Raw genomic sequence first — 14178 nt, 5'->3', positions numbered from 1 at the left:
TTTTTCTCCTCAATGTTCCCGGTGCACGGCCTTGCCTTGCCCCGGACCGGTCAGCACCTGATCGCGCACGATCTGTCGCCCGCGCAGAAACACATTGGTCAGCCGCGCCTTGACGCTCCAGCCGTCGAACGGTGTGTAGGCCGCGCGGGAAACCTGTTCGGCGTCCGAGATTGAACTGGACAGGCTCGGGTCGACGATCAGCAGGTCGGCATCGTAGCCGGTGGCGATGCGTCCCTTGCGCCGGCCGAGCCCGAAACGCTCAGCCGGGTTGCGCGCGCACATTCGCACCACATCGACGTGAGTGATCAGCCCCTCATCGACGAGCTTCAGCATCACCTGCAGCAACGTCTGCAGCCCCGGCATGCCGCCGGGAATATCGGCGAAAGCAGCGTAAGCGGCGGCCTTCTCGGCCGGCGCATGCGGTGCGTGGTCGGTGGCGACGATGTCGATCAGCCCACCCTTCAGCGCAGCGCGCAAGGCTTCGACATCCTGCCGCGACCGTAGCGGTGGCGAACCCTTCAGCCTGGCGCCTTGCGTCTCGTAATCGTCGGCGGTGAAGAACAGGTTCTGCGGCGTGGTCTCGACACTGGCATCGGCCCTGTCGCGCAGCCGGCTCCACGCTTCGACGCCCGGTTCCGAATTGATCTGCCGGACATGGATACGCGCGCCGGTCGCGGCGGCGGCAAGCACGGCGCGCGCAACGCCGCCGGCTTCCGCCAGCGGTGGCCGACTGTCGAGAAAGGCCGCGATGGTCCCCGTCTTGTTGCGCTCATTGGCGCCGGTCAGTATCGATTGATCGCCCGGGGAAATGCCGATCAGCGTATCGGCGTGGCCGAAATGTCTGAGTGCCTCGGCAACCATGTCGAAATTGCGAAAGAGGAAGGCCTCCGGCACATCGGAGGTGAACAATTCGAACGACACCGGTGCGAGCGCGAGCAGGCCGGCAATGCGCGACAGATCGCGGCTGACCACGGCCTGAAAGCCGACATCGACATGGAGACGGCCTGTCGCCGTCGCCATCTTGTCGGCGAGCTGTTCGGCGCTGGCCGTCCATGGCTCGTCGGTCGGCATGTCGAGCACTGTCGTGACGCCACCAAGTGCCGCCGCATGGGTGCCCGAGGAAAAATCCTCCTTGTGCGTCAGGCCAGGCTCGCGCAGATGCGCATGCGCGTCGACCAGACCGGGCAGGAGCAGGCAGCCCGAGGCATCCACTACCGTCGCGGCTTCAGCCGTTCCGCCGGGTGTGATCAGCGCCACGATGCGGCCGCCGGCAATGCCGACATCGCGCCGTTCCTGCCTCTCGGCGTTGACGACGGTCGCCCCCCTGATCAGCGTCTCGAACATACTCAGCCGTGCCGCTCGAAGCCGGCATGGTTCTCCAGCCAGAAGCGGGCAATGTCCTCGCGCCGCATGAAGGCGGCCGCCGGCTTCTGCTTTACATGCTCGATCACCTCGCGCAGCCCTGAGGCACGGTTGGGTTGGCCCATCCAGCGCGCATGAATGCCGATCGTCAGCATGCGGCCGCCGGTCTCGTCGGCTTCGTCGAGCATGTAGTCGATGGCCGAGCGGCAATCCTGCGCGAAGTCGCGCGGATTGCTGTAGCCCGGCGCGACGAGATAGCGGCTGTCGTTCAGTGTCTTGGAATAGGGCACGACCAGGATCTCGGTGCCCTGGTGGTCCAGGAAGTACGGCAGATCGTCATTGCAGGGATCGGAGTGGTAGAGAAACCCGCCTTCGCGCACCAACAGATCGCGCGTGTTGACACTCGGCAGCGAGCGGCAGTTCCAGCCCAGCGGACGCCTGCCCATCAGCCTCTCGTAGAGTGCAATCGCCTCGTGCAGCTGGCGCTCTTCCTCGCCGCGCTCCATCGTCGTGTAGTCGATCCAGCGCAGCCCGTGGCCGAGCAGATCGTGTCCGCGCGCATTCATCCATTCGGCGACCGCCGGGTTGCGCTCCAGCGCGACGGCGCAGGCGGAAACGGTGATCGGGATGTCATATCGGTCGAACAGCCGCGCCAGCCGCCAGACACCGGCCCGGCTGCCATATTCGAAATGCGTCTCGGTGCCGAGGTCGCGTACCGGCGGGCTTGAGACGAGATTATACTCGCCCCAATTGTCGTTGCGGCCGTCCTCGAGCCAGGAATATTCCGACCCTTCCTCGTAATTGAGCACCAAATTGATGGCGAGCTTGACGCCGCCCGGCCAGGTCATGAAAGGCGGATGCGGGCCGTAGCCGACGAAGTCGCGCGGTTGCTGAAAATCGGTCGGCATCGCTCTGCTCCTCAGACTTCGTTGGCAGCGATCCAGTCGATGTAGTCGTGGAAGGCTTGTCTCGCCGGCGTCGGCCGCCAGTTGGTATCGCGCTCGATGCGGGCAAGATCGTATTCGCCCCACATGCCGGTCTTCAGCGTCGCGTTCATGGTGATGTTCGCCGTCTCGGTTGGGCTGATTTCGCTTTTTAGGTTGGGGATGCGCTCCTTGGCCCAGTCGATGAAGTCGCCGACCGTCTGTGTACCGCCGCTGCCGATGTTGTAGTGGCGATAGCGCAAGGTGTCGGCATCGAGCAGCGCCATGAAAGCCTTGGCGACATCGCTCGACAGCACATAGTCGCCAAGCGGCTCGAGACTGTTCGGCCGGATCGTCTCGCCGGAAAGCGCCATATGGGCGATGCGGTTCGGCAGATGGCGGACATTGCGGCTGCTGGTGACGCGGTCCATCGGCCCATAGACCGAGGACAACCTGACCGAGATGGCGGACAGGCCGAACAGGTCGGCGTAGCGGTTGGTGACCATTTCCGCGGCGAATTTCGAGATACCGTAAAGCGTCAGCGGCGCGACATAGCCGTCCTCGGGCAGCGGCTCGCCGCTCCAGTCCGGCCCGTTGTGGCGATAGACCGAACCGGAGCTGACATAGACGAAGCGCTTGATGCCGGGGCGGCCGCGCGCCCATTCCAGCATCCGCACCGTGCCCATCAGATTGACGTCGATAATGGCCGCCGGATCGTTGGCCTCGGGCGGCTGTGTCGGGTCGCTCGGGCGCGAGTTCGGCGTCACCGTCGCGCCATGGACGATTGCCGTGATTCCATGCGCGTCGAGTGCTGTCGCCCATTGCTTGGGATCCAGTATGTCTGCGGTGAGCACGGTCAGACGATCGCGTACCGGTGCAAAGAATTTCTCGGCGATCGCGTCGAGGTTGGAGCGATCCAGGATGACGGCGCGAGCGTGCGGATCGCGGTCCAGCCATTCGCGCGCCACCACGCTCATGACAAAACCGGTGCCGCCGGTGACGAGAAGCGTCATGGGAACTCCTTTGAAATCGACTTGAAGGATTCAGCGCGTCGCATAACCGCCATCCACGAGCATGTCCGAGCCGGTGACGAAGGAGGCGTCCGACGACAAAAGGAAAGCGGCGGCCGCCGCGATCTCCTCCGGCTCGGCGATCCGGCCAAGCAGATGCGCCGGTCCGAGTGTGGCATTGGCCGCCTCGAAATCCCTAAAGCGGCGCAGCAGCCGCGTCGTGGCAACCGCGCCCGGCGACAGGCTGTTGACGCGCACTTTGTCGGGCGCATGGTCGACCGCCATGGCCTTGGCGAGGTGGATCAGACCGGCCTTGGCGGCGCAATAGGCAACCGCTTTGGTGGTCGCGACGCGGCCGAATTGCGAGCCGATGAACACAACCGATCCGCCGCCGCTTGCCGCGATCAGCGGCACCGCAAACTTGCTCATCAGGAAGGCGCCGGTCAGGCCGACATCGAGCTCGCGCCGCCACGCGCTCTCATCGAGATCGACGACGGTGGCGCTGGTCGAGGGCGCTGCGGCGTTATGCACCAGCCCATCCAGCCGGCCGAATTTCTGTCGCGCAAATTCGACAGCGGCCCGGGCGGAACCGCTATCTGTCACGTCGCATTGGCAGGCCGCAGCCGAAGGGCCAAGCGTGTCGGCAAGCTGCGTTGCCGGTTCGAGATCGTAGTCGGCGCAAACGACCCTGGCGCCCTCGGCAATGCACCGCTTGGCGATCGCCGCACCGATGCCGCTTGCAGCACCTGCGATCAGGATGACGCTGTCTTGCAGGCGGTTCATGGCGGTCGTCATCAAACCCGCTCCTCGACGGTCTGCACGATCTTCATCGCGACCGGCCGGCGCAGCAGATTGTAGCAGGCGGCAAGCGTCACCAGAACCGCGCCACCGCCCAGCAGCAGGAACATCGCCGGTGCGCCCATATGCGCCATCAATCCGGCGGAAACGCCTGGAGTCGCGACATTGCCGATCGAATAGAGCAAAAGCAGCGTGCCGGAGGCGCCGACCATATGCCGGCTGTGCAACTGCGAGGCGCCGAAGGCCATCGCCACCGGATAGATCGTCAGCGCCGTGGCGCCATAGAGGAAGAACAGCACGAACAGCAGCGGCTCGGAGAAATTGCCGAGCCAGGCGATTGTGGCGCACAGCACGACCGACAGCAGGCCCTGCGCCAGCAGGATGAGCCGCCGCTCGAACCGGTCCGACAGCCAGCCGACGGGCGTCTGCGCCAGCATGCCGGCGATGCTGATGGTCGTCACGAGGCCGACCGTCGTCGCCGCCGACAATCCTATCTGGCTGCCGTAGATCGGCGTCAGCACGAAGATGTTCATGTTGGTGATGCCGCCCTGGAAGATGGCAACGACCGTCACCGGCGCCAGCCGGAACAGCGCCAGCGGGCCGAGGCGTTTGACGGGTCCGCTCGCATGTTCCGGTTCGGGCGGAGCGACGGGCAAAGCCGGCCAGCGTCCGCCGACGAATTTGGACACCAGCGCCAGCAGCACCATCGCCGCCGCGACCGGGAACAGATGCGGCGATTGCGGCCCGACCAGCGCGACGAGGAGTTGTCCGAGCAGCACCGCGATCGCCGTCGTCAGCATGTACACCGAGAACATCGCGCCGCGATTGTGCTGCTCGGCATAGAGGTTGATCCAGCTCTCGCAGACGACGAACAGCGATGCCATCGACAGCCCGCCGAGCAGGCGAAAGCATATCCAGCTCGGCAGGAAATCGGTGAAGACGAAGCCCGCTGCAGCCAGAAGCGCCAGCACAAGGACACCCGTGAAGGTGCGCTCATGGCCGTAATGGGCGACCGCTGGGCGCGTGACCAGGCAGCCGACGAAAAAGCCGACGGGATAGGCGGTGAGCACGATCTGGACGACATCGGCGGAAATGCCGGGCTTGCCGAGATGCAGCGAGACGGCGGTGGTCAGCATGGCGCTGCCGATGCAGGCGAGACAGATGCCGGCCATGATCGGCAGCAAGGCGCGCGACCGCTCTGCGTTTTGCCACAGCCGCATCGCGGATTGGGCGATCGACCTCATGGCTGCTCCCCTGGCCGCGCCGACACCGACGCCACCCTGAGCGAGAGGCTACACGGGGCAGCAATCGCTGCAAACGAAGATAGATACGGCTATGGCTTTGATTTTTTTGGCCATGCCGATGACGGAAAGCGGCATCTAGGCCGCCGGCAGGGCTTTACAGCGGTTTTGTGCCGTCCATACCATAGGCAAGTCACCGACATCGCGAGCTGCCTGATCGAAAGCAGCAGGGAGGAATTCCATGACGATCGAGCGTCTTGAAAACGGCCAACGTTTCTGCCGGGTGCTGCGCTACAACGGCACCGTCTATGTCGCCGGCCTGACGGCGGACGACCTCTCCGGCGACACGACCTCGCAGACCAAGCAGATCCTCGCCAAGATCGATGCCCTTCTGGCCAAGGCCGGTAGCGACAAGACCAAAATCCTCAGCGCCCAGATCTGGCTCCGCGACATTGCCGATTTCGAGATGATGAACACCGCCTGGGATGCCTGGATCGACCGCAGCGCCATGCCGGTGCGCGCCACGGTGGAGGCGCACCTTGCCGGCGACCAGTACCGCGTCGAGATCATGGTGACGGCGGCGGTCGGCTGAGGCCGGTTGGGCGGGCAAACGCAATGCATAAGATGGTCATCACAGGCGGACGCGTAGCGCTCGACGCCGGTTGGGCTGAGTGCGACATCGGCATCGATGTCGGCCGCATCTCAGCCATCGGCAACGGCCTGTCCGGCGAGACGCTGATCGACGCAAGCAATCGCTGGGTCATGCCTGGCGGCATCGACGCCCATTGCCATCTCGACCAGCCGGTCTGGGGCGGGGCGGGCAATGCCGACGATTTCGAATCCGGCACCATTTCGGCTGCTTTTGGCGGCACCACCTGCATCGTCCCGTTCGGCATGCCGGGTCCTGATATGTCGACGATCGGCGCCATTGATCGCGCGCTCGATCGCGCCGCGGGCCGTGCGGTGATCGACTACGGGCTGCATGCCGTCGTGACGATGGGCACCGGCGCCGATGTCGAGCAGCAACTCGCCGCGCTTGCCAGCCGCGGCATTGCCTCGGTCAAGCTGTTCATGACCTATCAGGGCTTTGCCGTCGGCGACGATCTGTTCTTCAAGGTGCTCGACACGGCGCATACGCTTGGCTGGATCGTCATGGTCCATGCCGAAAACGACGCCGCGATCCGGCGCACACGCCAGCGGCTGATCGACCTCGGCCGCACCGACATACGCTACCATGTCGTCGCGCACAGCGAGACTATGGAGCGCGAGGCGACGCACCGCGCGCTCGCCTTCGCCGAAATGACCGGCGCGCGCATGACCATCGTGCATGTCTCGTCCTGGCAGTCGGCTGAAGAGGTGGCGCGGGCGCGATTGCGTGGCGTCGACGCCATCGCCGAGACTTGCCCGCAATATCTGTTTGTCAGTGCCGCCGACCTTGACCGCCCGGCAGTCGATGCCGCGCGCTTCGTCTTTTCGCCGCCGCCGCGTTCGCCGCGCAGCCATCAGCATCTGTGGCAGGCGCTGGTCGACGGCGGCATCGATCTCTGGTCGTCCGACCATTCGCCCTATTACTTCGCCGACAAGATCGGCAAAGCGGAAACGCCTGATTTCACCACCACGCTGAGCGGCATTCCCGGCATCGAAACCCGTCTGCCGCTGCTGTTCTCCGAGGGGCTGCTGACCGGCCGGCTGATGCTCGACCGCTATCTCGATCTCACCTCGCGCAATGCCGCCGCCTTCTACGGCTTCGCCGATCGTAAAGGCCGTATAGCGGTCGGTCTCGATGCCGACCTAGTGCTGTGGGATCCCATAGCCACCTGGACGCTCGGCCACGCCGCTTTGCATTCGCGCGTCGACTTCACGCCTTACGAGGGCAGGAGCGTGACCGGCAAGCCGACCACTGTTCTTGTGCGCGGCGTGCCGGTGATCGCCGATGGCGTGCTGAGGGCACAGCCGGGTTTCGGAAAATTCGTGAAGCGCACCGCCGCCGATCCGGCCGGCTCGGGAAAACCTGTCGAGGAGATGACGCCATGGCTCGATGCCTAACCATAGCTGTCTGCCAGACCGGGCCGATCCAGCGCAGCGCAACGCGCGCCGAGACTGTCGGTCGCCTCATCCATCTGCTGGAGCAATCTGCCGCCGTCGGAGCTGAGATTGCCGTCTTTCCCGAGATGGCGCTGACCACCTTCTTTCCGCGCTGGCGCATCGACGATCAGGCCGAGATCGACGCCTTTTTTGAGAGCGCGATGCCCGGTCCGGAGACCCAGCGGCTCTACGATGCGGCAGCCCGCCTCAAGATCGGCTTCGCGGTCGGCTATTGCGAAATCACTAGGGAAGACGGCCGCACACACCATTTCAACACCATGGATCTGGTCGGCCCGGACGGGCGATTCATCGGCCGCTACCGCAAGATGCATGTGCCGGGCTCGGCCGAGCCGGAAGAAGGCACGACCACGCATCTGGAGCGGCGCTATTTCGAGCCGGGCAATCTCGGCTTTCCGGTCTTCGATTATCGCGGCGTGCGCGTCGGCATGGCGATCTGCAACGACCGCCGCTGGCCGGAGACTTACCGCATGCTCTGCCTCAACGGCGCGGAAGTGGCGGTGCTCGGCTACAACACCCCGCTGTTGCTCGATGAGGCGCCGGCGCTGGCGCATCTCAGAATGTTCCACAACCATCTGCCGATGCAGGCCGGCGCCTACCAGAACACGCTGTGGGTCGCCGCCGCCGCCAAGGCCGGCTTGGAAGATGGCCAGGCGCTGATCGGCGGATCCTGCATCATCGCGCCCACTGGCGAGATAGCAGCGCAGGCGATTTCGCTCGGCGACGAAGTCATCGTCCACCGCGCCGATCTTGACCTCATCGCCACCTGCCGGAAGGTGAATTTCGACTTCGCGCTCTATCGCCGCCCGGATCAGTATCGTCAGATCAGCGAGCCCGTCGGTTCGCATGTCTGACTTGGGCCGCGACCGATCCGCCGCGTGCATCGCGGCGCCGCCGGCCATTCCGCTATCGCTGGCCGAGATCGTAGAGAACGGACTTTGCATCGGTTGCGGGCTCTGCCGGTCGCTCGCTGGTCCGCAAGAAATCGAGATGATCATGACGCCAGAGGGGCGCCTGCGGCCGGTCGCCCGCGTGGCGCTGAACCATTCGACCCTGACACGGATCAACGCCGTCTGCCCGGGAACGCGGATCGCAGGCCCGCCGCCGTCGCAAACAGCTACAGCCGCGCTGACAGACACGGTATGGGGGCCTGCCGAGCGGGTCAGCCTCGGCTATGCCGGAGACCCGGCGGTGCGGTTCCAGGCATCGAGCGGCGGCGTGCTGACGGCGCTTGGCCAGTTCCTGCTGACGTCCGGCCGCGTCAACTTCGTCCTGCACGTCTCCGCATCGCGGACCACCCCGATGCGCAGCGAGCGGCGGCTGAGCTTCGATGCCGCGTCGGTTCTCGAAGGCGCCGGCTCGCGCTACGGGCCGGTCGCGCCGCTTGAGAATTTCAGCGAGATACTCGCTCGCGGCGAACCCTTCGCGCTGATCGCCAAGCCTTGCGATGTCACCGCCGTTCGCAATCTGGCTCGGCACGATCCGCGCGTCGACAAATACATGAGCTATGCGCTCGCTTTCGTCTGCGGCGGCGCATCCGACCTGTCGAAATCGGAACAGGTGCTGCAGCGCTTCGGCCTCGCCGAGGAAGAGCTCGCGCTGTTCCGTTACCGGGGCTACGGCAATCCCGGCCTGAACCGGATCGAAACCAAGGACGGCCGCGCCTTCCAGCTCACCTACCGGCAGCTATGGGAGGACGAGGACAAATGGATGATCCAGCCGCGCTGCAAGATCTGCCCCGACGCCATCGGCCAGGTCGCTGACATCGTCGCGTCCGATGCCTGGCTGAATGGTGGGCCGGCGGTCGATGACGAAGCCCTCAACGGCATAATCGTGCGCACCAGGCGTGGCCTCGAACTGTTCGACGCGGCGGTGGCAGCCGGCGCATTGGCTATCAAGCGCGAGAGCAGCTTTGCCGAACTCGGTGAACTGCAGTCGCATCAGACGCGCAAGCGTCGCGCGGTCTGGGCGCGGCTGAAAGGCATCGCGATTGCCGGCAAGCCGATACCTGTGGTCACCGATCTTGCCCTGGAAGATTGCGCCCGGCAAAACGCTCTGGCCGACAATCTCGTCGAAGGCCGCGGCGCCCGCGACCGCGCCAAACGCGGGAGGCTGGGCGAACCGCGACCGGTGCCGCGCGGCGAAGTCGTGATAGTGAAGGATGGATGTCCATGAGTGCCGCTGAAGAAACGGACGTGATCGTCATTGGCGGCGGCATGGCTGGCGCCGGCGCTGCTTTCGAGATCAGCCGGTCGGCCAAGGTGGTGCTGCTCGAGCGCGAGAGCCATTGCGGCTACCACACCACCGGCCGCTCGGCGGCAAGCTTTACCGAAAACTACGGAAACGGCGTCATCCGCCGCATCGTGCTTGCCAGCCGCTCGTTCCTGACCGAACCGCCGGCCGGCTTTTCCGACTATCCGCTGCTGAGCAAGCGCGGCATGATTACCGTCGCCCGCGCCGACCAGCTTGAGCTCCTGGCGCAAGATCTGGAGGCGGCTCAAGCGCTGGTTCCGTCCATCGTCGCCATGACGCCCGCCGAGGCGATCCAGCGCGTGCCGGTGCTGCGCGCCGACTATCTCGCCGGCGCCTATATCGAACCGCATTCGATGGACATCGACGTCAACGGCCTGCACCAGGGTTTTCTGCGCGGCGCCCGTGCACGAGGCGCCAGGATCGTCACCAACGCTGGCGTCAACGTGATCGACCGGCAAGGCGGCCAGTGGCGGGTCGACACCCCGGCCGGAACCTTTCTTGCGCTGCGCATCGTCAATGCCGCCGGCGCCTGGGGCGATGAGATTGCCGTCATGGCCGGCGTCCGCCCCGTCGGCCTGCAGCCGAAGCGCCGCACCGCCTTCAACATCCCCGCACCTGCGGGCGTCGACATATCGGACTGGCCGCTGGTCCACGATGTCGGCGCCGAGTTCTACTTCAAGCCGGATGCCGGGCAACTCTTCGTCTCGCCGGCCGATGCGACGCTGTCGCCGCCGATGGATGCCTATGCCGAGGACATCGACGTCGCCATCGGCGCCGAGCGTCTCGAAAGGGCCACCACCATCGAGGTGCAGCGCGTGTCGCGCTCCTGGGCCGGCCTCCGCACCTTCGTCACCGACGGTTCGCCCGTTGTCGGCCCCGATGACGAAGTGCCGGATTTCGTCTGGCTGGTCGGACAGGGCGGCTACGGCATCAAGACCTCGCCGGCACTGTCGCGCGTCTGCGCCAGCCTGATCGCCGGTACCGGCATGCCGGATGATGTCGCGCGGCAGGGGGTGTCGCTCGACGATCTCACTCCACACCGGCTGCGCGTGTCTCAATCCGCGCGGGTTGCTTCATGAGCGATGCCGGACTGACGGCCGGTGGCGTTCTGGCCGGGCGCCTGCTGGAGACACTGGCGCAAGCCACCGCCGATGCGCCGGGCATCACGCGCATCGCCTACGGTTCCGGCGAACGTTTCGCCCATGATCTCATGCGCGAGGAAGCGGAAAAACTCGGCGCGGTCGCGCGCGTCGATGCCGCCGGCAATCTCTATTTGACCCTCAGAGGTCGCGATCCCAACCTGCCGGCAATCGTTACAGGCTCCCATCTCGACAGCGTGCCGCATGGCGGCAATTTCGACGGCGCCGCCGGTGTCGTGGCGGGCCTGGCGGTGATGGCCGAGGTGGTCGGGCAAGGCATACAATTGCCGCGCGATCTCATCGTGCTGGTGACGCGCGCCGAGGAGGCCGTGTGGTTTCCGCTGTCCTATCCCGGCAGTCGGGCCGCGCTCGGACTGCTCGATCCTGCAGCGCAGGACGCGAAGCGGTCGGACAGTGGCCGCAGCCTGGCCGATCACATGCGCGAGGAAGGCTTTGACCCCGATGCCGTGCGGCGTGGCATGCCGGGTATCGACGCCTCCCGCATCGCCGCTTTCGTCGAAGTGCACATCGAACAGGGACCGCGCCTGGTCGCCGCTGGCGTGCCAGTCGGCATTGTCACCGGCATTGCCGGCGGTTTCCGCTATGTCGATGCCAAGTGCCTTGGCGCTTACGCCCATTCCGGCGCCGAGCCGCGCTTTGCCCGGAATGACAGCGTGCTCGGTTTCACCGATCTGGTCGCCGGCCTCGAAGCGGAATGGGACGCGCTCGAGCGCGAGAGACACGAAGCCACCATCACCTTCGGCCGCGTGCAGTCCGACCCCTCGCAACATGGCGGCAGTCGCGTGCTCGGCGAGCTCGGTTTCACCCTCGATGTGCGCAGCGCCGAGGCCGTTGTTCTTGAGCGGATTGAAGCAAGGTTGCACGCGCTCTTTGCGGAGGTGGGCACGAAGCGCGGCGTCACGTTCGAAGCCGGGTCACGCTTCACTTGGGAGCCGGCGACCATGTCGCAAGCTTTGATCGCAAGGCTGGACCGCGCCGCCAACGCGCTACAGATGCCGGCGCCGCATGTGCCGAGCGGGGCAGGGCACGACGCCGCCACTTTTGCCGGCGCAAATATTCCGACCGCCATGCTCTTCGTGCGCAATGAGAACGGCAGCCACAACCCGCATGAGGCGATGGAGATCGCCGATCTCGATCAGGCGATCCGTCTGCTCCTGCGCTTCGTCACCGATTTCGACAAGGATCAGCCATGAACCACGCCGCCTTACTCGTCATCGACCTGCAGAACGAATACCGGCCCAGCGCCGCCTGGCCGGTCGTTGGATACGACGCCGTGCTCGCCAACGCCGCCCGTCTGATCGCCGCCGCCCGCGCTGCCGGCATTTCGGTCATCCATGCGCAGGCCTGGGTGAAGCCGGAAGAGCGCGCCGGCTATGCCAGGCAGGAGGAGATCCTGACCGAGGAGTTCCGCTCCGCCGTGGCCGGCAGCGAAGGCGCCGACATCTGCGCCGAAGTCGCGGCGCTGCCTGGCGACATTGTCATCCACAAGCACTGGCCGAGCGCCTTTCGCCGCACCGATCTTTCGCAGCGGCTTGCTGATCTCAAGATCGAAAACCTTGTTGTCGCCGGCGTGCTCACCGACAGCTGTGTCACCGAGAGCGTGTTCGACGCGGTCTATCAGGGGTTTCGGGTCTGGGTGGTCAAGGACGCCTGCGGCAGCATGAGCGAGGCCATGCACCGCACCGGCATGCTCGACATGGCCAACCGCCTCTATGGCGGCGGCATATTGCGCATGCCCGAGGCGCTGAGGGCGCTCGCCGGTCAGAGTTTTGATGGCTGGCGCTGCACAAGGCCGGTGCAGTTTGTCTACACGCTGGAGACGGTCGACAGCCTCTACGAAGCGCTGTGATCCGCGCCGCAGCCGCACGCGCTTCTGACGATCGTCTTTGAGGCAGCGGGCTTGAGCACCACACCCGGCAGCGCTCCGGTCGCCTTGCCGCTGCTCCACACCGACACACCGTTGACGAAGACATGTTCGATGCCGGCAGCAGGCTGGCGCGGCTCTTCGAAGGTCGCGGTGTCGATGATCGTCGCGGAATCGAAGATCGTCAGGTCGGCGAAATTGCCGACCGCAAGCGTGCCGCGCTGAGCGATGCCGAATTCACGCGCGGGCAGCCCCGTCATCCGGAACACCGCCTCTTCCAGGCTGAACAGGCCGACATCCCTGGCATAGTGGCCGAGCACGCGCGGAAATGTCCCCCACAGGCGCGGATGTGGGTGGATGTCGTGTGGCAGACCGTCCGAGCCGATCATGGTGCGCGGATGGGCGATGATGTTTCGGACATCCGTCTCGTCGAGCTGGAAATAGACTGCGCCCGCCGGCAGCAGCCGCTCGCCGGCCTCACGTTCGGTGCAGTTCCATTCGCGCGCAATGTCGGCGATCTCGCGCCGCGCCATTTCGGGGTGCGGCGTGGACCAGGTGATGAGGATCTTCAGCCCGGTGTCGCACCGCTCCAGCCGAAGCACCGTCGAACTCGCGGCATAGGGGTAGACATCCATGCCGATGTCCATGGTCTCGCGCGCCTGGTCGATGCGCTTCAGCGAAGGACCGCTCTTGCCAAAATTGGCACGGCCCGTGCATTGGTGATGTGAGATGAACAGCTTGCCGCCGGCATGGCCGGCAATGTCGATGGCTTCCTCGATCGCCTCATCCATTGTCTCGAAATAGTTACGCGTATGGGTGACGTACGGCCCGCCGAGGCTTGCCGCCGTCGACGCAAGCGCCTTGACCTCTTCAGTCGAAGAGTTGACTGCTGGCGGGTAGTCGAGCCCGGTGCTGAGGCCGAACGCGCCCTCGGCCATCGCCTCAGCGACCGCCTCCTGCATTAGCGCCGCCTCCGCCTCGTTGGCCGGGCGGTCCGTCACCGGCATGCAGCGCTGACGCAATGTGGTGTGGCCGACGAGCAAGGCCGCGTTCGTGGCGATGCCGCGCTTCTTCAGTTCGGCGATATAATCGGCAAAACGGTCGAAGCGAAAATTCTCCTGGCCGCCGACCAGCGTGAAGGGCGGCGGCGGGGCGCGATCCAGCAGCAAAGGCGCAAGGCTGATGCCGCAATTGCCGGCGATCACCGTCGTCACGCCCTGGCTGATCTTCGGCACCATGCCATCGGGCGCAAGCAACGCGCCATCGTCATGGGTGTGCACGTCGATGAAGCCCGGCGCGACGATCTTGCCCGAAGCGTCGATCTCTTGTGCACCACGTGCGTCGCCCAGGTCGCCGATGGCGGCGATCCTGTCGCCGTCGATGGCGACGTCGGCCTCGAAGCGATCGGAACCGTCGCCCGAAATCAGCGTCCCATGGCGGATGACGAGATCGTATGGCATTGCT

At 65.5% G+C, this 14178-nt stretch carries 13 protein-coding genes; 7 read left to right on the top strand and 6 right to left on the bottom strand.

Translation table 11 applies throughout. The annotated features are described in order from the left end of the window. Positions 1-9: 9 nt before the first annotated feature. Genes AC1D1L_RS22875 through AC1D1L_RS22855 form a run of 5 tightly spaced genes read right to left on the bottom strand, consistent with a single transcriptional unit; the run spans position 10 to position 5337 of the window. Positions 10-1344, bottom strand: a complete 1335-nt coding sequence (locus AC1D1L_RS22875) for a dihydroorotase (RefSeq protein ID WP_477343721.1) — start codon at positions 1342-1344, stop codon at positions 10-12. Positions 1345-1346: 2 nt separating this feature from the next. Further along, positions 1347-2270 carry an allantoinase PuuE gene (locus tag AC1D1L_RS22870; protein WP_477343720.1) on the bottom strand — a complete coding sequence of 308 codons (924 nt, stop codon included), beginning with the start codon at positions 2268-2270 and terminating at the stop codon, positions 1347-1349. A gap of 11 nt (positions 2271-2281) precedes the next feature. Continuing rightward, positions 2282-3298 (bottom strand): NAD-dependent epimerase/dehydratase family protein, encoded by a 1017-nt coding sequence (locus AC1D1L_RS22865; protein ID WP_477343719.1) that lies wholly within the window; start codon positions 3296-3298, stop codon positions 2282-2284. A 30-nt stretch (positions 3299-3328) separates the two neighbouring features. Beyond that, positions 3329-4090 carry an SDR family NAD(P)-dependent oxidoreductase gene (locus AC1D1L_RS22860; protein WP_477343718.1) on the bottom strand — a complete coding sequence of 254 codons (762 nt, stop codon included), beginning with the start codon at positions 4088-4090 and terminating at the stop codon, positions 3329-3331. Next, a complete protein-coding gene (locus AC1D1L_RS22855; RefSeq protein ID WP_477343717.1) occupies positions 4090-5337 on the bottom strand; it encodes an MFS transporter in 1248 nt (415 codons plus the stop codon). The genes AC1D1L_RS22860 and AC1D1L_RS22855 overlap by 1 nt, the downstream gene beginning before the upstream one ends. A gap of 238 nt (positions 5338-5575) precedes the next feature. Here AC1D1L_RS22855 and AC1D1L_RS22850 point away from each other — a divergent pair, with 238 nt between their 5' ends. From AC1D1L_RS22850 to AC1D1L_RS22820, 7 genes are all read left to right on the top strand, one after another. Beyond that, on the top strand, positions 5576-5926 hold the full coding sequence (locus AC1D1L_RS22850; RefSeq protein ID WP_477343716.1) for a RidA family protein: 351 nt from the start codon (positions 5576-5578) through the stop codon (positions 5924-5926). Between the two features lie 23 nt (positions 5927-5949). Next, on the top strand, positions 5950-7380 hold the full coding sequence (hydA, locus tag AC1D1L_RS22845) for a dihydropyrimidinase (protein ID WP_477343715.1): 1431 nt from the start codon (positions 5950-5952) through the stop codon (positions 7378-7380). Further along, positions 7365-8291 (top strand): nitrilase-related carbon-nitrogen hydrolase, encoded by a 927-nt coding sequence (locus tag AC1D1L_RS22840; RefSeq protein ID WP_477343714.1) that lies wholly within the window; start codon positions 7365-7367, stop codon positions 8289-8291. The genes hydA and AC1D1L_RS22840 overlap by 16 nt, the downstream gene beginning before the upstream one ends. 136 nt (positions 8292-8427) lie before the next feature. Continuing rightward, positions 8428-9612 (top strand): Coenzyme F420 hydrogenase/dehydrogenase, beta subunit C-terminal domain, encoded by a 1185-nt coding sequence (locus tag AC1D1L_RS22835; protein WP_477343713.1) that lies wholly within the window; start codon positions 8428-8430, stop codon positions 9610-9612. After that, positions 9609-10769: an NAD(P)/FAD-dependent oxidoreductase gene (locus tag AC1D1L_RS22830; RefSeq protein ID WP_477343712.1), complete on the top strand. Its 1161-nt coding sequence runs from the start codon at positions 9609-9611 to the stop codon at positions 10767-10769. The genes AC1D1L_RS22835 and AC1D1L_RS22830 overlap by 4 nt, the downstream gene beginning before the upstream one ends. Next, the gene (locus AC1D1L_RS22825; protein WP_477343711.1) at positions 10766-12043 is read left to right on the top strand and encodes a Zn-dependent hydrolase; all 1278 of its coding nucleotides are present in this window, start codon (positions 10766-10768) and stop codon (positions 12041-12043) included. The genes AC1D1L_RS22830 and AC1D1L_RS22825 overlap by 4 nt, the downstream gene beginning before the upstream one ends. Next, a complete protein-coding gene (locus tag AC1D1L_RS22820; RefSeq protein WP_477343710.1) occupies positions 12040-12699 on the top strand; it encodes a cysteine hydrolase family protein in 660 nt (219 codons plus the stop codon). Before AC1D1L_RS22825 ends, AC1D1L_RS22820 begins: the two co-directional genes overlap by 4 nt. On the opposite strand, the gene AC1D1L_RS22815 is transcribed toward AC1D1L_RS22820, so the two are convergent. After that, entirely contained in the window at positions 12684-14174 is a 1491-nt protein-coding gene (locus AC1D1L_RS22815) for an N-acyl-D-amino-acid deacylase family protein (RefSeq protein WP_477343708.1), read from the bottom strand. The two genes, AC1D1L_RS22820 and AC1D1L_RS22815, sit on opposite strands and share 16 nt — an antisense overlap. Between the last annotated feature and the right edge of the window lie 4 nt (positions 14175-14178).

The sequence above is a fragment of the Mesorhizobium sp. P2_D6 genome, assembly GCF_056404315.1.
Note: the sequence above shows the minus strand (reverse complement) of the source record. Positions and strands in the feature narration are given on the sequence as shown.

What these genes read in the sequence shown, in the direction of transcription:
- hydA (WP_477343715.1), top strand. Translation starts at nt 5,950, where the DNA reads ATGCATAAGATGGTCATCACAGGCGGACGCGTAGCGCTCGACGCCGGT.
- AC1D1L_RS22875 (WP_477343721.1), bottom strand. Translation starts at nt 1,344, where the DNA reads ATGTTCGAGACGCTGATCAGGGGGGCGACCGTCGTCAACGCCGAGAGG.
- AC1D1L_RS22865 (WP_477343719.1), bottom strand. Translation starts at nt 3,298, where the DNA reads ATGACGCTTCTCGTCACCGGCGGCACCGGTTTTGTCATGAGCGTGGTG.
- AC1D1L_RS22850 (WP_477343716.1), top strand. Translation starts at nt 5,576, where the DNA reads ATGACGATCGAGCGTCTTGAAAACGGCCAACGTTTCTGCCGGGTGCTG.
- AC1D1L_RS22855 (WP_477343717.1), bottom strand. Translation starts at nt 5,337, where the DNA reads ATGAGGTCGATCGCCCAATCCGCGATGCGGCTGTGGCAAAACGCAGAG.
- AC1D1L_RS22860 (WP_477343718.1), bottom strand. Translation starts at nt 4,090, where the DNA reads ATGACGACCGCCATGAACCGCCTGCAAGACAGCGTCATCCTGATCGCA.
- AC1D1L_RS22840 (WP_477343714.1), top strand. Translation starts at nt 7,365, where the DNA reads ATGGCTCGATGCCTAACCATAGCTGTCTGCCAGACCGGGCCGATCCAG.
- AC1D1L_RS22835 (WP_477343713.1), top strand. Translation starts at nt 8,428, where the DNA reads ATGATCATGACGCCAGAGGGGCGCCTGCGGCCGGTCGCCCGCGTGGCG.
- AC1D1L_RS22830 (WP_477343712.1), top strand. Translation starts at nt 9,609, where the DNA reads ATGAGTGCCGCTGAAGAAACGGACGTGATCGTCATTGGCGGCGGCATG.
- AC1D1L_RS22825 (WP_477343711.1), top strand. Translation starts at nt 10,766, where the DNA reads ATGAGCGATGCCGGACTGACGGCCGGTGGCGTTCTGGCCGGGCGCCTG.
- AC1D1L_RS22820 (WP_477343710.1), top strand. Translation starts at nt 12,040, where the DNA reads ATGAACCACGCCGCCTTACTCGTCATCGACCTGCAGAACGAATACCGG.
- AC1D1L_RS22815 (WP_477343708.1), bottom strand. Translation starts at nt 14,174, where the DNA reads ATGCCATACGATCTCGTCATCCGCCATGGGACGCTGATTTCGGGCGAC.
- AC1D1L_RS22870 (WP_477343720.1), bottom strand. Translation starts at nt 2,270, where the DNA reads ATGCCGACCGATTTTCAGCAACCGCGCGACTTCGTCGGCTACGGCCCG.